General features: G+C 54.3%; 15 protein-coding genes. 8 read left to right on the top strand and 7 right to left on the bottom strand.

Annotation, left to right across the window (positions count from 1 at the left end):
- Genes ABC502_RS13885 through ABC502_RS13875 form a run of 3 tightly spaced genes read left to right on the top strand, consistent with a single transcriptional unit; the run spans nucleotide 1 to nucleotide 3,645 of the window.
- A complete protein-coding gene (locus ABC502_RS13885) occupies nucleotides 1-714 on the top strand; it encodes an ABC transporter ATP-binding protein (protein WP_345916272.1) in 714 nt (237 codons plus the stop codon).
- Nucleotides 711-3,131 (top strand): ABC transporter permease, encoded by a 2,421-nt coding sequence (locus ABC502_RS13880; protein ID WP_345916271.1) that lies wholly within the window; start codon nucleotides 711-713, stop codon nucleotides 3,129-3,131. The genes ABC502_RS13885 and ABC502_RS13880 overlap by 4 nt, the downstream gene beginning before the upstream one ends.
- Nucleotides 3,124-3,645 carry a hypothetical protein gene (locus ABC502_RS13875; protein ID WP_345916270.1) on the top strand — a complete coding sequence of 174 codons (522 nt, stop codon included), beginning with the start codon at nucleotides 3,124-3,126 and terminating at the stop codon, nucleotides 3,643-3,645. The genes ABC502_RS13880 and ABC502_RS13875 overlap by 8 nt, the downstream gene beginning before the upstream one ends.
- A gap of 35 nt (nucleotides 3,646-3,680) precedes the next feature.
- Here the strand turns inward: ABC502_RS13875 and ABC502_RS13870 are convergent, their stop codons facing one another.
- From ABC502_RS13870 to ABC502_RS13845, 6 genes are all read right to left on the bottom strand, one after another.
- Nucleotides 3,681-4,907, bottom strand: coding sequence for a HAMP domain-containing sensor histidine kinase (locus ABC502_RS13870; RefSeq protein WP_345916269.1), 1,227 nt, complete (start codon nucleotides 4,905-4,907; stop codon nucleotides 3,681-3,683).
- Nucleotides 4,907-6,250: a sigma-54 dependent transcriptional regulator gene (locus ABC502_RS13865; RefSeq protein ID WP_345916268.1), complete on the bottom strand. Its 1,344-nt coding sequence runs from the start codon at nucleotides 6,248-6,250 to the stop codon at nucleotides 4,907-4,909. The genes ABC502_RS13870 and ABC502_RS13865 overlap by 1 nt, the downstream gene beginning before the upstream one ends.
- Before the next feature lie 77 nt (nucleotides 6,251-6,327).
- Nucleotides 6,328-8,745 carry an ABC transporter permease gene (locus ABC502_RS13860; protein ID WP_345916267.1) on the bottom strand — a complete coding sequence of 806 codons (2,418 nt, stop codon included), beginning with the start codon at nucleotides 8,743-8,745 and terminating at the stop codon, nucleotides 6,328-6,330.
- On the bottom strand, nucleotides 8,742-9,446 hold the full coding sequence (locus ABC502_RS13855) for an ABC transporter ATP-binding protein (RefSeq protein WP_345916266.1): 705 nt from the start codon (nucleotides 9,444-9,446) through the stop codon (nucleotides 8,742-8,744). Before ABC502_RS13855 ends, ABC502_RS13860 begins: the two co-directional genes overlap by 4 nt.
- A gap of 20 nt (nucleotides 9,447-9,466) precedes the next feature.
- Nucleotides 9,467-10,705, bottom strand: coding sequence for an HlyD family efflux transporter periplasmic adaptor subunit (locus ABC502_RS13850; RefSeq protein WP_345916265.1), 1,239 nt, complete (start codon nucleotides 10,703-10,705; stop codon nucleotides 9,467-9,469).
- A gap of 143 nt (nucleotides 10,706-10,848) precedes the next feature.
- Nucleotides 10,849-11,991, bottom strand: a complete 1,143-nt coding sequence (locus ABC502_RS13845; protein WP_345916264.1) for a dicarboxylate/amino acid:cation symporter — start codon at nucleotides 11,989-11,991, stop codon at nucleotides 10,849-10,851.
- Nucleotides 11,992-12,131: 140 nt separating this feature from the next.
- On the opposite strand from ABC502_RS13845, the gene ABC502_RS13840 reads away from it, so the two are divergent.
- The gene (locus ABC502_RS13840; protein WP_345916263.1) at nucleotides 12,132-12,695 is read left to right on the top strand and encodes a DUF1439 domain-containing protein; all 564 of its coding nucleotides are present in this window, start codon (nucleotides 12,132-12,134) and stop codon (nucleotides 12,693-12,695) included.
- Here ABC502_RS13840 and ABC502_RS13835 read toward each other — a convergent pair.
- Complete coding sequence (locus ABC502_RS13835; protein WP_345916262.1) at nucleotides 12,692-14,377, bottom strand: sulfite reductase subunit alpha; 1,686 nt, start codon at nucleotides 14,375-14,377, stop codon at nucleotides 12,692-12,694. The genes ABC502_RS13840 and ABC502_RS13835 overlap by 4 nt on opposite strands.
- Nucleotides 14,378-14,611: 234 nt before the next feature.
- Here ABC502_RS13835 and ABC502_RS13830 point away from each other — a divergent pair, with 234 nt between their 5' ends.
- The 4 genes from ABC502_RS13830 (at nucleotide 14,612) to ABC502_RS13815 (ending at nucleotide 21,562) form a co-directional block, all read left to right on the top strand.
- Nucleotides 14,612-18,421 carry an ATP-binding protein gene (locus ABC502_RS13830; RefSeq protein ID WP_345916260.1) on the top strand — a complete coding sequence of 1,270 codons (3,810 nt, stop codon included), beginning with the start codon at nucleotides 14,612-14,614 and terminating at the stop codon, nucleotides 18,419-18,421.
- A 53-nt stretch (nucleotides 18,422-18,474) separates the two neighbouring features.
- Nucleotides 18,475-19,245 carry a DeoR family transcriptional regulator gene (locus tag ABC502_RS13825; protein WP_345916259.1) on the top strand — a complete coding sequence of 257 codons (771 nt, stop codon included), beginning with the start codon at nucleotides 18,475-18,477 and terminating at the stop codon, nucleotides 19,243-19,245.
- 41 nt (nucleotides 19,246-19,286) lie between these two features.
- On the top strand, nucleotides 19,287-21,116 hold the full coding sequence (glmS, locus tag ABC502_RS13820; protein ID WP_345916258.1) for a glutamine--fructose-6-phosphate transaminase (isomerizing): 1,830 nt from the start codon (nucleotides 19,287-19,289) through the stop codon (nucleotides 21,114-21,116).
- A 203-nt stretch (nucleotides 21,117-21,319) separates the two neighbouring features.
- Entirely contained in the window at nucleotides 21,320-21,562 is a 243-nt protein-coding gene (locus ABC502_RS13815) for a DUF1778 domain-containing protein (protein ID WP_345916257.1), read from the top strand.

Here is a 21,562-nt window from a genome sequence, read left to right as displayed (position 1 = left end):
ATGAAAACCGATGTACTCAAAGTAAAACAACTGAAAAAAGTATTTCAATCCGGCCAGCAACAGCAAGCGGTGCTCAATGGCGTCAGCTTTACTGTGCAACAAGGCGACTACGTAGCCATTTGCGGCCCCTCTGGCTGTGGCAAATCCACTTTGCTGAATATTCTCGGCTTGCTCGATACTGCTGATGGTGGTGAATACTACATCGATGGTTTGCTGGTGTCCGATATGAACGCCGAGCAGCGGGCGCAAATGCGCAGCCGCCGTATTGGCTTTGTGTTTCAAGCCTTTAATCTGATTGATGAATACACAGTGCTGGATAATGTCGCCCTGCCGCTGAAATACCGTGGCGATAGTGTTAAACAACGCCAGGCACGAGCACTAGAGTGTCTGGAAAAAGTCGGTCTGGCCGATAAAGCGGCGCTTTTCCCCAACCAGTTATCCGGTGGTCAGCAGCAGCGGGTGTCGATTGCCCGAGCCTTAGCGGCTGACTCCGGCATTATGCTGGTGGATGAGCCGACTGGTAACCTGGACTCGAAAAATGGCGATGCAGTAATGGCGCTGCTGGCCGATTTGCACCAACAGGGCACCACCATCGTGCTGGTGACGCACGACCCGCGCTACGCCACCATGGCGCACCGGCAGATCCATTTGCTGGATGGTCAGGTGGTCGCCGCCGAGGCGCTGCAGGCTGATGCAGAGGAGCAAGTGGCATGAATGGGCGCCTAATCTGGTCGATGCTGTGGCGCAGCTTTCTACAAGCCAGACAATACTACCTGACCGTCGTGGTCAGCCTGGTCTTTACCCTGACCTTGCTATTTAGTGTGCTGAGTTTGGTCAATATTACCTTCTTTGCGCCCCTGCCTTATCAGAATGATCGCGAGCTTTATTTTGTCGGCGGTGAGCTGAATTATCAGGGAGCCGTGCATCAAGCCAGCAATGTACAGACTTTGTTTGACCTGCAGGAAAAAAGTCAGCTGCTGCAGCAGATGGCGGTGTATTTTAGCTTCCAAACGGAGTACAAGCTGCTGGATCAGCCAACACGGCCAAGCGTTCCGGTACTGTTTGGCGCGCACGATATTTTTGAGGTGATGGGGGTAGAGCCTTTATTGGGTCGGCTTTTTAACGAGCAAGAACAAATGGGCAATAAGCAGCCCTCGGTGGTGCTTAGTCAGGCTATCTGGCAGCAGTATTATGGTGGGCGCCCGGATATAGTTGGCCAAAGTATTCAACTCAATCAGCGCCAGTTCACCGTGATAGGGGTGGTCAAGCAGGCGCTGGAGTTGCCGGGCTTTACCGATACGCACGAGGCCATCTGGCTGCCACTGGATATGGATGAGCGTATTGATATACGCAGCTTTGGGGGTTACTCAGGTGGTTTTGCCGCCCTGGGCCGGTTAAAGCCGGGGGTAAGCCAGCAGGAAGCCAATGCCGAAGCCTATAAGCTATTAAAACAAGCCTCGGCTGAGCGCGACCCGGATTTTCAGGGGGTGTTTGAGTATTACGGTAAAGTGGTGCCACTGCGCCAACAAATACAGGGCGACTCCGGCCGTTTGGTGTTAATGCTGCTGGCAGGTGTGTCGCTGCTGACGTTAATCGCACTGGTCAATTTATCCAGCATGCAACTGGCGCGGGCAGTCAAACGCCTGCAGCCGCTGGCAGTTTGCTATGCCTTTGGTGCAAGCAAAAAGCAGATGTTTCTGCAGGTGTTTCGTCACAATGCCGCTTTGCTGGCCGGTTCGGGCTTGCTGGCGCTGCTGCTAACCTGGCTGGGTTTTGGCGTGATAGCACAAGTTGCTGCCGACCAGCTGCCAAGGATCAGCGTACTGCGCATTGACGGCCTGATGCTGCTACTCACTACTCTGGTGCTGTTGGTCATAGCCTTGCTGTTTAGCTGGATTGAGCTTAGTGGTGTGCGCGAGCAGCAGTTGATGGCCAGTTTGCAAAGCAGTGGCAAAGGGGCTGGTAAGCAGCTCAAGCAAGGGGTGGCGCATACTTTAATCGGGGTGCAGCTGATGTTGTCCTTGCTGGTGTTGCTGGCTACCGCTCATGTTTTTGTTGCCGCCTGGGCGGAAGCCAACCGACCTACCGGTATCGACAGCACTGATCTTTGGGCTATGACAGTCAACTACAGCGACTTGGACAACCGCGAGCAGCGGCAAAACCAACATCGGGCCTTGCTGCAAAGTCTGGCGGCTTTGCCTCAGGTGCAACAAGTTACTGCGGTATCCGAGCCACGCGCCCCCCGGGTGCGTAACCAGGATACAGTTAGCAATGCGCAAGGGGAAGTCATCACCTCGGCCCGAATCATTCGGGTGCTGCCAGGTTACTTCCAATTTTACGGTCTTGAGCTGAGTGGTCAGGATTTTACTGCCGAGCAAGTCGGGCTGGAGCATTACCCGCTGATTATTAATCAGCGGCTGGCTGACCGCATTGCCCGCACATCCGGCAAGCCTGCGCTGGGGCAAACGCTATCCATTTACCAGGACAGTACCCAGCGGCAAATCATCGGCGTGGTGGCCAATACCAACTTCCCCGGCGATCCGGGCTATGAGGTGGATGAAGTCTATTACCCGGCAGAAAACCCCGGCTGGCGTGACTACAGCTATCTGCTTAAGCTGAATCCAGGTGCAAGCCTGACCGATACTGCTTTGCTTGAGCTGCTACGCCAGCTGGATCCACGGCTTGATTTGATTGAGCTCACGACAGTAGCGGCCGCTTTTAACCGCTTTTCGCTATCGCACCGCTTGGCCGCGGCTTTGGCAGCTACGCTGGCACTGATGAGTTTACTGACGGTGCTGGCCGGTATTGCCGGTATAGTGAGTTATCTGGTGCAGGCGCGGCGGTATCAGCTGGGAGTAGAAATGGCAATGGGAGCCAGCTTAAAGCAATTGCTAAAAGACAACCTGGTTAAGCTGGCGCAGCCAATAGCGGCGGCGCTGCTGCTCGGCTTTTCCTGCTTCTTTTTCCTGGCCGGCATCAGCCGCACCCAACCCGAGCTGATGTTTCAGGCCAACTGGACCTTAGTTGCCGCCCTGCTGGCGCTATTGGCATTAGCCGCCTTGCTCTGCAGCTTTGTGCCATTGCGCCGGGTACTGTTGACCGATCCGGTAAAGGCGCTGCGCAATGAGTGATCATAAAATGAGTGAATCGGCCAAAAAAACCGTCAACTGGGAAAAGTACACCGCGCTCAGCTCAATGCTGATCGCGGTTTGTGCTTTGGTGATTTCCATCTGGCAAAGTTACAGCATCCAGCAGCATAATAAATTGTCGCTTAGACCTTATTTGGAAGCTGAATTTAACACTTCTTTAGAGGGCTACTGGGAACTATATATTAACAATCAGGGAATGGGGCCGGCACAAGTCACTAGCCTGAAGTATAAAGTGGATGGCAAGCTTTATCAGAATCGTAACGAGTTTTTAATTGCGTTGGGCGAAGATCCGGAATGTTACAGCACAGGCAATATTGGCCGCTTTTATAAAATTGCGGATAGACAGATAGCTTTTCGAACCTTAAATGCTTCTTGTTATAAGCCCCTGGAGCAGATGGAAGCATCCTTGAGTCGGATGCAAATTGTACTGGAATATCAGTCACTCTATGGTGAAAGTTATCGGTTGGTTATTGGTGATCAAGATGCTGCTGGTTAGCCCACTGAGTTGCTTGGTGGGTTTAGTGGCAATACTTAAACCGGCAGCGGCCACTGCATCCGAAGTTCGGCGCCGCCCTCTGGTGGGTTATGGGCTTCAATGCTGCCGCCGTGTTGCATCACAATTTCCCGGCACAGCATCAGGCCAATGCCAGAGCCTCCTGCTTTGGTGGTGTAAAAAGGCGTAAAGAGGTTGTCGATATTGGCAAAGCCGGGGCCATTGTCCTGCACCAACAGCCATTGCTGCTGCCCTTGTTGATAGGCGGTGATCTGGAGTTTGGTCTCGGCCGAATCCCCGGCTGCCTCGGCGGCATTTTTGGCCAGGTTCAGCAGCAGCTGGCGCAGTTGGTTTGGGTCGGCGTAGCAGCTGCTTTCGCCGTCCACTATCAGAGGGATTGGGCTGGTAAGCTGCAGCTCATCCACCACCGCGGCTAAATCGCACCACTCGGGTTGGCTGGCCGGCAATTGCTGCACTTTCGCATACTGATCAATAAAAGCCAGCAGCCGTTGGCTGCGCTGCTGTATGCGCTCCAGCACCAGCCGGGTTTGTTGCTCGGCGAGTTGTGGTTGGCTCAGCAGGGTTTCAGCCATCGAGGCCATCGGTGTCAGGGAATTGCGCAGCTCATGGCTCAGTACCCGGATCAGCTGCTGCTGGCTGTGCTTTTGCTGTTGATACAGCGGGTGGCGCAAATCCAGCGCATAGTAAAGATGCTCCTGTGCCTCAGCCGGCCCAAATGTCAGGCAAAGCTGCTGCCAGCCTGTTGTCAGCTCAGGCCGTTGCAACCCATGCGTTTGCGGCACAAAGCCAAGGCTACTGGCATGGCTGCCCAGCAGCAACGGCTGGGGAAAGGCCTGGTTGGCTGCCGGGTTGGCAAAGCGCAGCTTCAGCTGCTGATCAAACAGACAGACCGGAAAGGGAAGTTGTTGCCACAACAGATCGTCGGGTCGCCAGGCCTGTTGCTGATGCTGGCTGGCCCATTGTGCCAGATCCTGCTGCAGCCATCGGTACTCCGACAGTGCCGGCCAGTCGCTGGTACTATCTGCTTGCTGCAATGCCTGGCCCAGCGACAGCCGAAGTTGCTGCAATTGCTGCTTGCTCCGTTGCCAGAGACCATACCAAAGGGCAGCCAGAGGCCAGCAGAGTACAAATGCCAGGGTGCCGAGCTGCAGTGGGCTCCAGCCGCGCTGCTGCAGCAACAGCAGTAACAGCACCAGCGTGCTCAGGCTAAACAGCAGCAAGCAGCGATACAACAGCGACGGCATCAGTGGCTGCCCTGCATCGGGTATTTTTCCAGCCGCCGCGCCAGTGCATGACGGGAAATGCCGAGCAGACGGGCTGCTTCTGTCAGTTGCTGGCCACTGCTAGCCAGCGCTTGCTGGATCAGCCGCTGCTCCATTTCGGCCAGATTCAGGCTGTCCGCCGGCATGTTGGTTTGGTTGTTTTGCAGCATCAAGTGCTGCGGCTGAATGGTCTCGTCCTGGCAAAGCAACACCGCCCGCTCCAGCGTATGCGTTAACTCCCGCACATTGCCCGGCCAGGGATACCCCAGCAAGGTCTGCATCGCCGCCGGGTTTATATTCAGCGGTGGCTTCTGGTATTTCTGACACAAACCGTTCATTATCTGCTGACACAAAAGGGGGATGTCCTGCTGACGCTGGCGCAGTGGCGGCAACTCCAGCACAAAGGTATTAAGGCGATACAGCAGATCCTGCCGGAACAGTCCCTGCTGTACCAGTTGCTGCAAATCGGCATTGGTGGCGCTGATAATGCGGGCCTGGCTGCGCTGCGAGCGGCTGGATCCGACGGCTTCAAACTCGCCGCTTTCCAACACCCGCAGCAGTTTGGGCTGCAGCTGGGGTGGCAGACAGCCGACTTCATCCAGAAACAGGCTGCCCTTACCGGCTAGCGCAAAGCGTCCGGTGCGGCTTTGTTTGGCGTCGGTAAAGGCGCCTTTTTCATGGCCGAATAACTCCGCTTCAAACAAGGATTCCGGAATTGCGGCCATATTGACCGCCACCAGTGGTTGCTGACTGCGCTTGGACAATTGATGCAACCGGCTGGCCAGCAACGATTTGCCGGTGCCGTTTTCCCCCAGAATCAGCACCGAGGCGTCGGTCGGTGCCAGCTGCTGCACCAGTTGTTCCAGCTGTTGCATCGCCGGGCTTTCGGCAACCCATTGCTGCTGCTCCGGTTGCAGTAGTTGCTTTAAGCGCTGGTTTTCTTGCTGCAACTGCTGGTGCTCAAGTTGTTGACTGATCAGTTGCAACAACTGCTGGTTGTTCCAGGGTTTCTGTATAAAGGAGCGGGCGCCTTGCTGCATACCGTCAACGGCCAGTTCAATGCTGGCCCAGGCCGTCATCAGGATCACTGGTAAATCCTGCATTTTAAGTTCAGCGAGCAGGGCCAGGCCTTCTTTGCCCGAGGTGGTATCGTGCTGGAAGTTCATATCCAGCAGCACCAGATCCGGTTGTTGCCCGGCTTGCTGGCGCACTGCCTGAGGCGTGGCGGCGCTCATCACCCGGTAACCGGCACCGGTCAGCAACAGCTCCAGTGCCAGCCGGATATCGTCATCGTCGTCGGCAATCAGGATCAAAGCATTGGTCATGGTTGGTTCCTTTTCCAGATGTTGCAAAATGGCCCTCAGGCCATTTTCGGGGCAGGCTGTCGTACCCTACCTTGCCTTTATAAGGAGCGCAAGGACTGCATCGGATCACGGCGAATCACCTGCCAGCCCGGTAGCAGCAAGGCCGGTAGTGCTGCCAGCAACAGCAGGGCGTTGAGCAGCAGCAGGTTGCTGCTGCTAAAATCCGGCAGACCTGGCAGTTGCAGCGCCAGTTGCTGGTACAGCACAATGCAGAGCAGCGCCGCAGTGCCAAGGCCCAGCCCAATCAATGCCAGTGGCACCCTGGCCAAAAACCACAGTACTTGCTGCTGGCTGGCACCTGTAGCCAGTCGAATAGCCAACTCATAACGGCGTTGTTGGCTATTCTGACGGCTTACCCCGGCAATGCCCAGCAGCGCCAGCAGCAGGCTGATACCAGCAAGGACGGCAATTAACGCCAAATGCATCCGCTGCTCCGCGGTGATGAGTTGCCACAAGGAATGAACCAGCATCACATCCAGCTGGTAGCTTGCATCCAGTTGTTCGATGGCGTCTGCTATGTCGAGGCTGGAAAGGCTTTGATTTTCCGGGAACAGTAATGTGAACTGACTGCGGATACTGTTGTTTTCATGGTCCAGAGTGGCGGTAGATGGCAGATACAGGCTAGGTAGATCCATCAGAAAGTTTTTGCTGTTGCCGGCAATGCCAATAACCTGGTATTGGTGCTCTCCAAACAGCTGAATGGACTGACCAAGCAATTGCTCTGGCTGGTCAGGGCTTAGCAACAGTGCCAGCCGGTGTTCCAGAATCAGGCTGTGCGCTGGATCGGCCGTCTGGAAGCTTCGTCCGTACAGCAAGGGAGTAGAGAAGCTGTCAAAGTAAGTCGGATCTACCTGCTTATAGATGGCATCGATATTCAGGTCTTGATTTGGGTGTTTTGTTCTGGTGATGGACATCATATTGGTGATGGGGGCGGCTCCAACCAATACCTGAGCTTCAGGCCACAGCTCGGCCAGTTGCTGCTGCCAGATGGCCTGTTGTTGCTGTGCCAGCAGAGTTTGTTGCTCAGACTCTTCGGGAAGCTCGGCGATTTGTGGTTGTTCAATCAGTAACTGCACACTGTTACCCGGCTCAAATCCCCAATGATGATACAAGTCCTGATAAGCCGTGACCGCAATCATGCCTGCCACAAACACTAGGCAGCCAGAGAGTATCAGTTGGGCCAGCAGCAAGCTGTGTTGCAACCAGGGTTTTTGTTGTTGTGCCCGTCCTTTACCACTGCTTTGCAGTTGCTCGCTAAGCAAAGCCGTGCTACCAACCGGCCAGCTGAATATTGCCAGCAGCAGCAGGCTTAGCAGGCATAGCAGCAATAAACTGGTGGCATCCAGCCCGATGCTTTGCACCAGTGGCAGGCTGGAACCAGTCAATTCAGGCAGCCACTGCAGCAGCCAGAGGCAGCCCAGCATGCCCAGCAGCATGGCTGCCAGTACCAAAGGCAGATTTTCGCAGGCAACCAGTAGCCGTAATTTGTTGCGGCTACTGCCGCAAAAACTTTGCACGGCAAACTCATGCTGGCGTCCCTGATAATGGCCCAGTAATAGATTGGCCAGATTTAAGGTAGCCATCGCCAGCAAGGCCAGGGTGACCAGCAGTAATAATACCAACAGCCGCTGACTGTCGCGAAGCAGGTATTGGCGGTAATCGGTCGCTTCCGGCACAAAATCAAAGTGCTCTGCCATCATGGCAACCATCGGTTGCTCTTGTTTCCATTGCTCCAACCAAAGCAGGATATCATTTTTAGTGGGCAGGGCTTCCTGGTGCTGGCGTAAAATGGCAACACTGTTGGAACCCATCGAAAAGTTGTCTTGCGTGGCCATTTTTGCCGAGGGTTGGAAGAAGTGCCAGACCTGATCGGCGAATACGGGATCTTTAAATGGGCTTGAATAAAAGTCTTGAAGTACCCCGCGGATCTGGTAATCACCACTTTCCAATTTCAGGCGATGGCCAATGATATCCTGTCGTTGTTGAAACTGGTTTTGCCATAAACTCTGAGAGATCCAAATCCCTTGGGGATCCGCTTGTTCAGTAGACTCCCCCAGCAACAAAGGAAGGCCCAAAAGTTCGGGGAGACCGTTACTGGCGCTGAATTCGCTGATGGTCCTCCGATTCGAGGATTGCTCCTGGTAGCGGGTGCGTGACTGTCGCAAAAATCCACTTTCGCCAAAAGCACTTATGGCTTCCTGATAAGTGCTGAAGGAAGCTGAATCAATCAGGTTTAACTGCCTGTCCCCGACAGAAAATGTCAGCCGGTGAACACTCAGCTCATCGGCTTGGGCAATGCCCGGCAACGGCTGCCATAAAATGCGATTGCAAAGCGTTAGCACTGTTAGGACTGCTGCTAAGGTTAAGCCCAGGCTGACTACTACCGGCAGGCTGAACTTGGGCTGCAGCAGCAGGCGGTGCAGGCCAAAGGAAAAACGTTGCCAATAGAGCATCATGCGACCTCCTGCTGCTGGGCTGCCAGCACCTGGCCATCCAGCAATTGAATATGGCGGTTGGCACAGCGGCTGTAGCGCTGATCGTGCGTCACCATCACAATGCTGGTGCCGCTACGGTGCAAATCCAGCAACAGCTGCATCACGGTATCGCCGTTTTTGCTGTCCAGGTTACCGGTGGGCTCATCCACCAGCAGCAATTCCGGCGCACCCACCAGGGCCCGGGCGATGGCAACACGCTGCTGCTGTCCCCCGGACAGCTGGTGCGGATAAAAATCGTGGCGATGGCTCATGCCGACCTGCTCCAGACAGTGCTCTACCCGGGCTTTGATGCTGCTCTGGCGCTCGCCGCGGTGTTGCAGCGGCAGCGCGACATTATCAAATACGCTGATGGTATCGATCAGATGAAATGCCTGAAACACAAAGCCTATATGGCGGTTGCGGATGCGTGCCCGTTGATTCACGCTCAGCGGTCGGGTATCGATACCAGACAGCAGGTAGCTGCCTTCATCAAAGGTATCCAGTAGGCCCAGAATATTCAGCAAGGTGGATTTACCGCAGCCGGATGGCCCGGTAATGGCGGCAAAATCGCCCTGATAAATACTAAGATCAATGCCTTGCAGCGCCAGGGTGGCGGTGCTGCCCTGAATAAACTTTTTGTGCAGGTTTTGTACCTGAACCAGCGGTTGTGTTGTGGTGGTCATACGAGTGTCCTTTGTCCTGTTTAGCGTCTTAGCGCCAGTGTGATTTGTGTCGGCCATTGACTGGCATCGATGGAAAGTACTTTGTCACCGGGGTTCAGCCCGTCTTCAACCAGCAAGCGGCGTTGACTAAGCTCGCCAAAACGCACCTCACGGACTTCGGCGCGATCACTGCTGGTTTGAATAAACACCCGTTGGCTGCTGTTTGGCCGCAGCCCGGGCAACTGTGGTAACGACAAGGCTTGCTGCAGCTGCGTCAGCTCCACCTGGGCATGAATTTGTTGCATCGGGCGCAGCCCTGCAGGCAAAGGTTGCGGCAGCTGCACTTCGGCCGATACGGTGCCCTGGTTTATCACCGATTCGATGCGACTGATTTCGCCCTGAATAACACCGGCTGGTGTTTCAATCAGCACGGGCTGGCCGGGCAACACCTGGCTGGCGTGGCGCTGATGCAGCTGAATACGGGCATTCAGTTGATGCTGGCTGCCGACCCGGGCCAATGCCTGGCCTTGTTGCACGCTTTCGCCAATTTCGACCTCCAGTTGCTGCAGGATCCCCACCATACCGGCACTTAGTTGCATTTGGCTTTGTTGCAGTCTCAGCAGATCGAACTCTTGCTGCAGCTGCGTCAGCTCAAGCTGCTTTTGCTGCTGCTCAGCCAGCTGCAATTGTGCAAACTGTTGGTATTTGTGTTGTTCAAAGTGAAGCCGCTGCTGCTGTTGGTGCAGTCGAAGCTCTGCCCGTTGCAATTCGATGCGGGCGGCGATGCCATTGGCGGCCAACTCCTGATTAACGCTCAGCTCCAGGGTTGCCTGATCAACCAGGGCTTGTAGTTCTGCCAGCACGCCCTGCTGTTCCAGCAGGCTACTTTGCTGGCGAGCGGTAAAGGCTGCAATTTCAGCCTGCTTTTGCTGCAAGGCCCGTTCAGCCGATTGCACTTTATGATTCAGTTCCGGGTTTTCCAGCTGCAGGATCACGGTATCTTCTGTCAGCGGGCTGCCAGGCCTGTGTGCGATGGCAACCACGGTGCCGGCTGCGGGCGCTGTCAGCAAGCGTTGCTCGACAGCTATCAACTGGCCGAGCGCATTGCTGTAGAGGGTGAGATCCCCTTGCTCGACGGTTGCTGTGCTGAGCTGTGCCAGTGCGATCGAAGGCAAGGTGGCACGGCTGAGCGCAACAGCGGAGCCTGCCAGTACCAGCAACAGGCCACCCAGCAGTATAAAGCGGGGCCAGCGGCGGGTTGGTGCGATTTGAATATCCATAGTTAAGCCAGCGTTGTTTCAGTTGTATGGCTTAATGAAAGAAGTGTGCCAGGTTTAATTTTGTTTTAAATCAATGGTTTGTCTTTATGCCTGTCCGCTTGGTGCGCGAAAGCGCGCCTGGCTGCGCGCTTTCGCTCCCGTCTTTAGCTGACTTTATTCACCAACACCGCAATAGCACCATCGCCGGTCACATTACAAGCGGTACCAAAGCTATCCTGTGCCATATAAAGCGCAATTATCAGCGCAATGGCGGCATCGCCAAAGCCCAGCATGGAGGTCAGCAAGGCAACGGCCGACATCACGGCGCCGCCCGGTACACCCGGTGCGGCCAGCATCACCAGGCCCAGCATCAGGATAAATGGCAGCATGGTCAGGAAGGATGGAATGGCCAGACCGTCCTGCATTACCATGACGGCGATCGCACAAGCGACGATGGTAATGGTGGAACCGGCCAGATGGGTGGTGGCGCATAGCGGTACCGTAAAGTTGGCGATGTCGTCTTTGACGCCATTGTTTTTGGTGGCCTCAAGCGATACCGGAATGGTGGCGGCGCTCGACATGGTTCCAAGTGCGGTAAAGTAAGCTGGCAGCATGTTTTTCACCAGGCCAAAAGGCGAGCGGCCAGCTTTGATCGCGGCCAGGGTAAAAAGCGCAAAGATCCAAACCCAGTGCAGGGCGATAGAGAGCAGCAGCACCACACCAAAGGTTTTCAGGGTAGCGAACACCGTGCCGGCTACCGCCATTTCGGCAAAGACGCCGGCGATGTAAAACGGCAGCAGCGGGATAATCACCTTGGTCAGCAGCAGTTGGATCACATCCCGGCCCTGATCGGACAATTGCTTTAATTGAGTGGCCTGGGTGGCCGCAATGCCAAGGCCAAAAATAAAAGCCAGCGCCAGCGCCGTCATTACATTAAACACCGGCGGGATAGCCAGCTCGATAAAAGGGCTCAGTACAGTGCCATTGCCACTGGTCGCCGCGGCATCAGCCGTACCCGTCAGCATCGGCACCAGCAAAGCAGCCACAAAAAACGCCAGGCTGCCGGCTAAAATGGTGGAGAGGTAGGCAGTGCCCAAGGTGCGGCCCAGCAGCTTGCCGGAGTTTTGCGGCAAACTGGCAATACCGCTGGTTATAAAAAACAGGATCAGCAGTGGAATGGTAAAAAACAGCAGCTGAGCAAAGAGGCCTTTAAAGGTGATCAGCAGTTGGGTCAGTACCGTCGGGGCATAGAGGCCCAGCAGCATGCCGAGTACAATGCCGGCAATCAGTTTTAAAATAAGCAGCATGGTCGTTTCTCGTTGTTATTCACCAGCAGAGCGCTGGCTGTTCCCTGGTAACTGCCAGAGCATATCATAAAAAAGCTACTTACAAGACTCGTCAGAGGGATTACACTGCCAGTTGTCACTACGATGAAGGGAACCTTTGAATGAAAAAATTCAGCTTTTGGTTAATGGGAACCATAGCACTGGTGTTAGCGGGCTGTGCTCAGGTTAGCAATTTAGCCAGTTACAGTGTCACTGAGCAGCAATTGCAGCAGTTGATGCTGCGTCAGCTCGACCAGTTGCAACAGCAAACGCGCCTGGCTGGCATGCCGGTGGCTTTGGCGGTAGAGGATATGCAGGTGCAAATAGGGCCGGATAACAGCGACAGTGTGCGGCTTGGCACCACAGCTAGTGCAGTGTTCTCAGCTTTTGGCTTGCACTATCCAGCTAGTCTGGCTTTGCAAATTGAAGCCTCACCTTATTACGACTCCAATGAGCAGGCTGTTTATTTGCGTAACTTGCGTCTGCTGGACTCCAGCATTGATGCAGCTGGTTATCGTGGTAATTTAGCGCCACTCAGTACTGAGGTGCTGCAGTTGGTCAATATGTGGCTGCAGGATCAGCCGGTGTATCGCTTGGATGAGAGCGACCCGACCCAGCGTTTGCTGATGCAGATGCCACTGAATATGGCGGTGCAACAAGGCCGGATCCGCTTTAGTCCACGTTAATACAAATCGCGCCGGTAACGCCCCTGTTGCTGCAATGCCTGTAGTTGTTCCGCTCCCAACTCAGCTTGCAGCAGCCGATCAATGGCTTGTCCCATGCCTTGCAGGCTACCACAGAGGTAGATTGCAGCTCCTTGCTCCAGCCAGAGCTTGAGTTCAGGCATACGTTCAGCCAATTGGTGCTGCACATACCGTACTTCAGAACCATCACGTGAAAACACCCGATCCAGTTCCGGCAGGAAACCAAGTTGCTGCCACAGTTGGAGATCTTTGGCAAAGAAGCTATCTACTCCTTGCTGACGTTCACCAAACAGCAGCCAGTTTTGTGTGTGGCCCCGCTTAACCCGCTCCGCCAGCAAACCACGGATACCTGCGATGCCGGTACCATTGCAGATAAAGACCATGGGTCTGTCATCGTCGGGTAGATGGAAATTTGGATGTGTGCGCAGCCGAAGTTGAATAGGCTGCCCTTCCAGCGCATAGCTGGTGAGCCAGCCAGAGCCCAACCCTAAACCATGCTCTTTTTTTACCTGCCGTACCAGCAAGGTTAGCTGGCCTTCATCGGCAATGCTGGCAATGGAATAACTGCGAAGTGGCAGCAAGGGTTGTTGGTGCAGCCAGTTTTCCAGCGATTCATGCTCTGCTGGTCCCTGTGCCGGTAACTCGATTTGTGCCAAAGCACGACAGAGCGGTAGTTGCTGCTGATAAAAGCTGACCGTCTGGCAACCAAACACCTGATGTTCGGTGAGCCAGAGAGCAACGGTGCAACGGCTGTGTTCTGGTTGTATCTCTACCAAATCACCTGCTTGCCAATGCATCCCCTCTTGTCGCGGTAGCTTAACGACAAAGCAGGGGTTACCCTGGCTGCCAGGGTTGATGCAGTAACGGCTTTGCAGTGGCACTTTTAGCCAGCTTTGATGGGTTTCCTGCTCTGCCTGGCCTGCACCAAGTTTTTGCAGCAGTTGTTGCCATTGTTGCCATGGGCTGTTATCGCGCTGGCCCTGATCCCAGGGCACCAAAGGTTGGATGGCTGATGCCCGGTGTTGGGTTAACCAATCCTGCAGCCAGTGACCAAAGGCACAGAAATGCTGGTAGCTGCGATCGCCTAAAGCCAGCACAGCAAACTTTAGTTTGGACAGGTCCGGTTGTTGCTGCATGGCATGACGTAAAAAGTGTTGGCCATTATCTGGCGCTTCGCCTTCACCGTAGGTGCTAACAATAAACAAAGCTTGCTCAAAGCTATGCAGGGGCGTAGTGGCTAACGCATTCAGCGGCAGCATTTGCACTTTCTTGCCGGCGGTTTGCAGTTGTTTGGTGCTGTGTCGGGCCAGTTGCTCAGCTGTGCCGGACTGGCTGGCATAACCGACCAGCCAGGCAGCTTGCTCCGGGCTGTGGCGCCCGGCAACTCTGCGTTGGTACTTGTGTACGACCAGATGCCACCCCAGAAGCAGCAGCTGTGTGCTCAGGCACCATAGCAGCATAAAGTGCAGACTAAAGGGTATGGGGGTGAGCCAAAGCAGAGCCAGCAACGCGATAAAAGCCAGCAGGCTGACCAGCTCGAGCCAGGTTGCAGAGAAAAAACGCTGCGATGGTTTTGCCGTTGTGCCGTTTAGAACCCAGCCAAGAACGGCAATGGCGATGATTAAAAAAAGTTCGTCGATAAAAGGCAAGGATAGTGAAAGCATAACCAGCACCCGGGATAGGAAAAAAGGGGCAGCATTCGCTGCCCCAAAATGCAGGACAAGTTAACAACGACCAGGAAAAAAACGCTGTGAAGCGTACGCCAGTTTCCCGACAAGAGGCATCATAGCAAATGACAAAACTAAATGCAAATAATTATCATTAATATGACGGTGCCTGATTTGAATTTGTTAATTTCAGCTGCAATACTCTAAGCACCCCAGTCTGTGAGACGAGTTATGCGTCGGTGTCGTATCCAAGCCCTGCTTTGTCATGTTGGTCTGTGGCTGCTGCTGTTATGCACCGGCTTTGCCTGGTCTGCTCCTCAGGTTTATAGCCGTTTCATCCACTTGAATGATAGTGTTGATATTTCGCCACTGGCGACCCGTATGGTGCAGGATCAGCATGGCTTTCTTTGGTTGGGTACCCAGCATGGTTTGTATCGCTTTGATGGTGGTGATCTAACTCGTTTTCAGGCGGATGCAGCGGATAGTAATAGCCTTTCTGCTGATTGGGTTACCAGTTTACTGCTGGAAGGTACCAATACCTTGTGGGTGGGAACGCGCTATGGTGGCTTGAACCGACTCGATTTAACGACCGAGCGTTTTGAACAACTTCGTTTTGCCATCGATACGGATGATGCTACGCAGAATGAAATTTCTGTGCTGTATCAAGACAGCTCAGGCCGAATCTGGATTGGTACCAATGGTGCAGGGCTGTTTTATTGGGATCCGCAGCTCCAGCGGATCCTGGCTTTTGAATTGCCCGCCGAGATCGATGGTGTTTCTACAGCTTATATCAACGATATCTGGCTGGATGACGGCCAGCAACTTTGGTTGGCAATAGGGGATGCTCCACTTCGAACCAAGGGCACTGCGACTGGAGGGTTGATTCGCTGGGATCTCATGATGCAACAAGGCCAGGGTTGGCATCCGGGAAACTCTTACTTAAGCCATGATTCCGTGACGAACCTGGCCGTACACCCTGAGCAGGGTTTACTCATTGCTTTATATGGCGGAGGACTGTGGCGCATGAACCCACTGTCTTTGCAGCCTGAGCCGATGCCAATGCCGGAAGCTATGCGACGGATCCAGACGACTTCTATTGCCTTAGATGCCGCAGGCAATATATGGGTTGCCAGCGATGGGCAAGGCCTTTGGTTGTATTTGACAGCCAGCCAGCGCTGGCAACAATTTCAATATCATCCTGAATTTGCTGGTGGTTTGCGTAATTCTGCGATAACCGGATTGTATTTTGATGCACATAATGCTTTGTGGTTGTTAAGCCAATCTGGCTTTAGTTTGCTGGGGCCTGTTGCGCAGCAGGTCCGTACTTTGCCTTTTGGTCGCCTGGATCCAAACTTGCTTGGCGCAGCCAATGTATTTGGCCTCAAAGCGGCTGATGAGCAGGAGGTCTGGATCGCCAATCGTGAGGCCGGAGTGGCTTTGTTTAATCCGTTAACTGGCAAGTTGCAGCGTTTTGCCTTGCCTGAGGATGCCAATGGTCCAACCTTAGCCCGGGCTGTATTAAAAGAGCAAGACTGGCTGTGGGTAGGCACTGACCGAGGTTTGTACCGTTTATTTCCGGCGACTGCTGACTGGGAGCATCAGGCATTGCCGGGTATTGGTGGGCCACCCACGATCTCTATTTTTTACCCGGACGCGCAAGGGCGTTTGTGGTTAGGCAGTCGGGGAGCCGGTTTGTACTTGCTGGATCAGCAGCGTCAGTTACTACGTCATTATCACACCGGCTCTAAGCAACACCCATTGCCCTTTGATACCATTACCAGCATGGTGATGGATCCAGAGGGACACTTTTGGTTAGGCTCACTGGACCGAGGGTTGGCTCGTGGTGATCCGGAGCTTACCAAGTGGCAGCACTGGCGCCAGTTTGATGGCAGTGAGCATGGCTTGGTCTACAACGGTATACAGCTTATCTACCCACAAAATGGCCATATCTGGATACGGGCTGGTAACCTGAATCATCGTTGGTTAGATCGCACTGAGCCGCCATTCTTTCAGGCTTATCCTACGGATGAATCGGTTGATGCTGCCTTAATTGAAGCCGATGAGTTTCGCTTGCTGTACCGTATGCACTGGCTGCCTGCCAGCCGCACATTGCTGGAGCTGAATCTATGGCATGGCATGCAGGATACTACCTGGATTGGTGCCTGGGAGCTGTACGATGGCATGATTTACCGCGGCGGCAGCAGTGGTATGGACTATTTTAAGCCGCAAGCGTTGCCCAAGGAACAGCCCCTGCCCGCTGTGCAGCTCACCCGGTTTAGCTTATTTAATCAAACGGTACAGCCTGGAAGCAGTTCGTTGTTGCCGCAGGCATTACCCTACCTGGATCGCTTGGTTCTTAGGTACAAAGAAGATATGTTCAGTATCCGTTTTGCGGCACCTTCCCTCTTGCATCAGCAGCAATTGCAGTACCGCTACCGGCTGCAAGGCTTTGATCGGGACTGGATCCTAACCAGTGCCAATGAGCGTATCGCGACTTACACCCGTCTTCCTCCTGCGGTCTACCAGTTTGAAGTCGCCGCCAGGCTGGGTAATGGCGAATGGCAGGAGCCTGCATTACTCACGATTCAGGTGTTGCCACCCTGGTGGATGACCTGGTGGTTTCGTGGTCTGGTTTTGGCTGCTGTTATTTTTTCTTTTTGGTTGTGGCTGCAATTGAAAATACGCTCAGAGCGCGCTATGCGTCGGGAACTGCAGCATCAGGTTGATGAACGTACTTTGGAGTTAAAAGCAAAGCGTGATGCTTTACTGGCCTCGAATCAGGATTTGATGCTATTGCAGCAAATTGGCCGTGAAATTACCGCCTCGCTGGAGCTTGATCTGGTGTTGTCTCGTTGTCATCAGATGTTAAGTGCCCTGATTGATGTGCATGTGATGGTGATTGGGTTGCACCGGCCACAATTGCAGCAAATTGAATTCGTTTTTTGGCAGGAAAATAACCAGCAACTGCCATCCTTTAGCATTGATGATCAGGCGCCGGATGTGCTGGCTGCGGTTTGCTTTAGTCGGCAGCAAGAAATCCAGATTAGTCACTGGGACGAGCTGAAACCTTATTTGGGTGACATTCCAAAACCACTCTGTGGTGAGCCAATGGAATCCGTTCTCTATATTCCTTTGATGCTGAATCAGCAGGTGGTAGGGGTGTTTTCAATTCAAAGCCCTAACCCGAATGCTTATAGCCCATCGCAGCTGGACTTGCTGCGTACTCTGGCCAGCACCATTGCCATTGCTGTGGTCAATGCCGATACCTTTACCCGCTTGCAGCAAACCCAGCAGCAGTTGGTTACGCAGGAAAAAATGGCCTCTTTAGGTGGCTTAGTGGCTGGTGTGGCACACGAAATAAACACCCCGCTCGGTATTTGTGTTACTGCCACCAGCCATTTAAAAACGGAGTTTGAACAATTGCAGCGGGCCTTTGCTGAGAAAAAACTGCAGCAGTCACAGTTCAATCGCTTTTTGCAGCATATGCAGGATGGCCTGAAAATTTTGGAAGTGAATACCGAGCGGGCCGCGGCCCTGGTACAAAGCTTTAAGCAGGTATCGGTTGATCAATCAGCCGATGGCAGCCGGGAAATTGAGCTTGGCAGTTACCTGCACGATGTGTTGCTGTCGCTGCAGCCTCAGTTAAAAACGCTGGCATGTAAGTTTGAACTAAGCTGTCCTGAAGGTATCTACTGGCATACCGATGCCGGCGCGGTGGCTCAGATTATTACCAATTTGGTGATGAACAGTATCAAGCATGCATTTTCAGAGGTAGAGCAGCCACAGATTTCCTTGAACGTGAGTCAGCAGGGCCGACAGCTGTTGTTGCATTACCGGGATAACGGCCTGGGTATGGATGAAATGAGTTTGCAGCGTCTGTTCGAACCATTTTATACCACCAAGCGCTCGCTGGGTGGCACCGGTTTAGGTGCGCATATTGTCTATAATCTGGTCACCGCGCGGTTAAAAGGCCAGATCAAAGTCAGCAGTGAACCGGGCCAGGGCTTGGATTATCAGATAACCCTGCCAATGGATGCTTGATAATATCTTTCTTTTCGTTAAAATATCTTTCAAATCGAAACTTGTGGTGCTGAATGAATAAACGCAATACCCAGCAACGCCGTCATTTGATTATGACTGAGCTGCAGCAGCATGGCGAAGTGTCTGTGGAGCAATTGGCCGAGCGCTTTCAAACCTCGGAAGTCACTATTCGTAAAGACCTCACTGTGCTGGAAGAAGCCGGGCTTTTACTACGCCGTTATGGTGGTGCTGTGTTGGTGCCACAGGACTTTGTTACCGACTCCAGCCTGGAGCAAGTTTCGAAACGAAAGATAGCCATTGCCAAAGCCGCTGCCAGCTTGATCAAAGATCACTACCGCATCATCATCGACAGCGGTCGCACCACAGCGGCGTTATTGCCGGAGCTGGCGCACAAACAGGGCCTGGTGGTGATGACCAACTCGCTGGCGGTGGCCAATGCGCTGCGTGAGCTGGAAAATGAACCGACCTTGCTGATGACCGGCGGCAGCTGGGATTCGCAGTCCGAGTCCTTTCAAGGCCAGCTGGCTGAACAGGTACTGCGTGCCTACGATTTTGATCAGCTGTTTATCGGTGCCGATGGGCTGGATTTAGCCCGAGGTACCACCACCTACAACGAGCTGTACAGCTTAAGTCGGGTGATGGCCGAAGTAGCGCGGGAGGTCATTGTAATGGTGGAGTCCGATAAGCTGGGCCGGAAAATTCATAATCTGGAGCTGCCATGGCAGGCGATCAAAGTGCTGGTCACCGATACCGGCTTAGCCAAAGCCGATGCGGCCATGATTGAACAACAGGGTGTCAGCGTGATCCGCGCTGAGGCCGACTAATTAACCTTAGTAAACGTATCTGAATTGAATAGGGAGTTTGTATGTGTGGCATTGTAGGCGCTGTGGCGCAAAGGGATGTGGCAGAGATTTTACTGGAAGGCTTACGCCGGCTGGAATACCGCGGCTATGACTCGGCCGGTTTGGCGGTACTGAACCCAGACAGCGGCTTGCAGCGCTGCCGTCGGCTGGGCAAAGTGAAAGAGCTGGTCGATGCGGTCGCGGCCGAGCCGCTGAGTGGCGGTACCGGCATCGCTCATACCCGCTGGGCCACCCATGGCGAGCCGAGTGAACGCAACGCCCACCCGCACGTCTCCAGCCGCATTACCGTGGTGCATAACGGCATTATTGAGAACCACGAACCACTGCGCCAGCAGCTGCAACAGCAAGGCTATGTCTTTAACTCCGATACCGATACCGAAGTGATTGCCCATTTGGTTGAGCAGGAGCTGCAGCAGACTGATTCTTTACTTAGTGCGGTGCAAAAGGCCGTGGCGCAGCTGCATGGTGCTTACGGCACTGTGCTGATGGACAGCACCGATGCCAGCCGTTTGGTGGTGGCCCGCTCCGGCAGCCCGCTGGTGATTGGCGTCGGTATTGGTGAGCACTTTATTGCCTCCGATCAGCTGGCGCTGTTGCCGGTCACCCGTCGCTTTATCTTTTTGGAAGAAGGCGATGTGGCCGAAATCAGCCGCCACAGCGTGCAGATCTTTGACAAAGACGGCCAGCCGGTCGAGCGCGAGCTGCACGAGTCCAACGTCAGCTACGATGCCGGCGACAAAGGCCCGTACCGCCACTTTATGCTGAAAGAAATCTACGAGCAGCCGCATGCGGTCAGCAATACGCTGGAAGGGCGTTTAAGTGCCGACACTGTGCTGGATGAAACCTTCGGCAATGGTGCCAGCGAGCTGTTTAAGCAGGTACAGCATGTACAAATCGTCGCCTGTGGCACCAGCTACCACTCCGGCATGGTGGCCCGCTACTGGCTGGAAGCCATGGCTGGCGTGTCCTGCAATGTGGAAATTGCCTCCGAATTCCGTTACCGCAAATCCTTTGTGCAGCCGAACAGCCTGCTGGTCACCATCTCCCAGTCCGGCGAAACCGCCGATACGCTGGCGGCACTACGCCTGGCCAAAGAGCTGGGCTATCTTGGCAGTTTAACCATCTGCAACGTAGCGGGTTCCTCCCTGGTGCGTGAATCCGACTTAGCCTTTATGACCCGGGCCGGTGCTGAAATCGGCGTGGCTTCCACCAAGGCCTTTACCACCCAATTGGTCGGCCTGGCCATGCTGAGCCTGGCCATTGGCAAACACCATGGCATGGATGCGGCCACCCAGCAGCAGCTGGTGCAGGCACTGAACCAACTGCCGGCGGTGCTGGAACAAAGCTTAACTCTGGCTGGCCAGATTGAAGCTTTGGCCGAAGAGTTTGCCGATAAGCACCACGCGCTGTTTTTAGGCCGCGGCGATCAGTACCCCATCGCGATGGAAGGGGCGCTGAAGCTGAAAGAAATCTCCTACATCCACGCCGAAGCCTACGCCGCCGGCGAGCTTAAGCACGGCCCGCTGGCACTGATCGATGCCGATATGCCGATCATCGTGGTAGCGCCGAACAACGAGCTGCTGGAAAAACTGAAATCCAACGTCGAGGAAGTGCGCGCCCGCGGCGGGATCCTGTACGTGTTCGCCGATGCCGACGCCCGCTTCCAGTCCGACGACACCATGCGGGTGATCAACGTCCCCCACAGCCACCCCTGGCTGGCCCCGGTGCTCTACACCATTCCGTTGCAGTTGCTGAGCTACTACGTTGCCATTATCAAAGGGACCGATGTGGACCAGCCGCGGAACTTGGCGAAGAGCGTTACTGTCGAATAAGTTATTGTTTTTTCTGTTTTTAGTGTTATTCGCGGTTCGGGCCAGCATCTTTGCTGGCCTTTTCATTGCTTGCGTCCACAGTGCTGAAATGGTGCTGGGGAAAACTGGTGGCCCAAGGTAAAACAACAAATGTGCATTATTGAACATTTGTTGTGGCCAACTTATACTTGGCAGAATTCCCTTATCGTGACGAGGAGCTCCCCATGCGACTTTCCATCGAAGTTACCCCGGCGCAGCATCAGCGCCTGAAAGCCGCCGCAGCCCTGCAAGGTAAATCCATCAAGGACTATGTGCTTGAGCGCACACTGCCCGATGATGACGAACAAAACGCCCTGAAAGCGCTGGAAAACTTTTTGGCGCCGCGCATCCACGCTGCCGAACAGGGCAACTTTGCCACCCGCACGGTTGACGAGATTTTTGCCGAGGCTGAACGGGAAAAGAGTTAA

The organism is Alkalimonas sp. NCh-2 (assembly GCF_039631345.1).
GTDB classification, from domain to species: domain Bacteria; phylum Pseudomonadota; class Gammaproteobacteria; order Enterobacterales; family Alteromonadaceae; genus Alkalimonas; species Alkalimonas mucilaginosa.
This window is presented reverse-complemented; position numbering and strand designations above follow the sequence as displayed.

Coding starts and splice junctions, on each gene's coding strand:
- ABC502_RS13860 (WP_345916267.1), bottom strand. CDS start 8,745: ATGATGCTCTATTGGCAACGTTTTTCCTTTGGCCTGCACCGCCTGCTG.
- ABC502_RS13880 (WP_345916271.1), top strand. CDS start 711: ATGAATGGGCGCCTAATCTGGTCGATGCTGTGGCGCAGCTTTCTACAA.
- ABC502_RS13840 (WP_345916263.1), top strand. CDS start 12,132: ATGAAAAAATTCAGCTTTTGGTTAATGGGAACCATAGCACTGGTGTTA.
- ABC502_RS13830 (WP_345916260.1), top strand. CDS start 14,612: ATGCGTCGGTGTCGTATCCAAGCCCTGCTTTGTCATGTTGGTCTGTGG.
- ABC502_RS13870 (WP_345916269.1), bottom strand. CDS start 4,907: ATGCCGTCGCTGTTGTATCGCTGCTTGCTGCTGTTTAGCCTGAGCACG.
- glmS (WP_345916258.1), top strand. CDS start 19,287: ATGTGTGGCATTGTAGGCGCTGTGGCGCAAAGGGATGTGGCAGAGATT.
- ABC502_RS13875 (WP_345916270.1), top strand. CDS start 3,124: ATGAGTGATCATAAAATGAGTGAATCGGCCAAAAAAACCGTCAACTGG.
- ABC502_RS13825 (WP_345916259.1), top strand. CDS start 18,475: ATGAATAAACGCAATACCCAGCAACGCCGTCATTTGATTATGACTGAG.
- ABC502_RS13850 (WP_345916265.1), bottom strand. CDS start 10,705: ATGGATATTCAAATCGCACCAACCCGCCGCTGGCCCCGCTTTATACTG.
- ABC502_RS13815 (WP_345916257.1), top strand. CDS start 21,320: ATGCGACTTTCCATCGAAGTTACCCCGGCGCAGCATCAGCGCCTGAAA.
- ABC502_RS13885 (WP_345916272.1), top strand. CDS start 1: ATGAAAACCGATGTACTCAAAGTAAAACAACTGAAAAAAGTATTTCAA.
- ABC502_RS13845 (WP_345916264.1), bottom strand. CDS start 11,991: ATGCTGCTTATTTTAAAACTGATTGCCGGCATTGTACTCGGCATGCTG.
- ABC502_RS13855 (WP_345916266.1), bottom strand. CDS start 9,446: ATGACCACCACAACACAACCGCTGGTTCAGGTACAAAACCTGCACAAA.
- ABC502_RS13835 (WP_345916262.1), bottom strand. CDS start 14,377: ATGCTTTCACTATCCTTGCCTTTTATCGACGAACTTTTTTTAATCATC.
- ABC502_RS13865 (WP_345916268.1), bottom strand. CDS start 6,250: ATGACCAATGCTTTGATCCTGATTGCCGACGACGATGACGATATCCGG.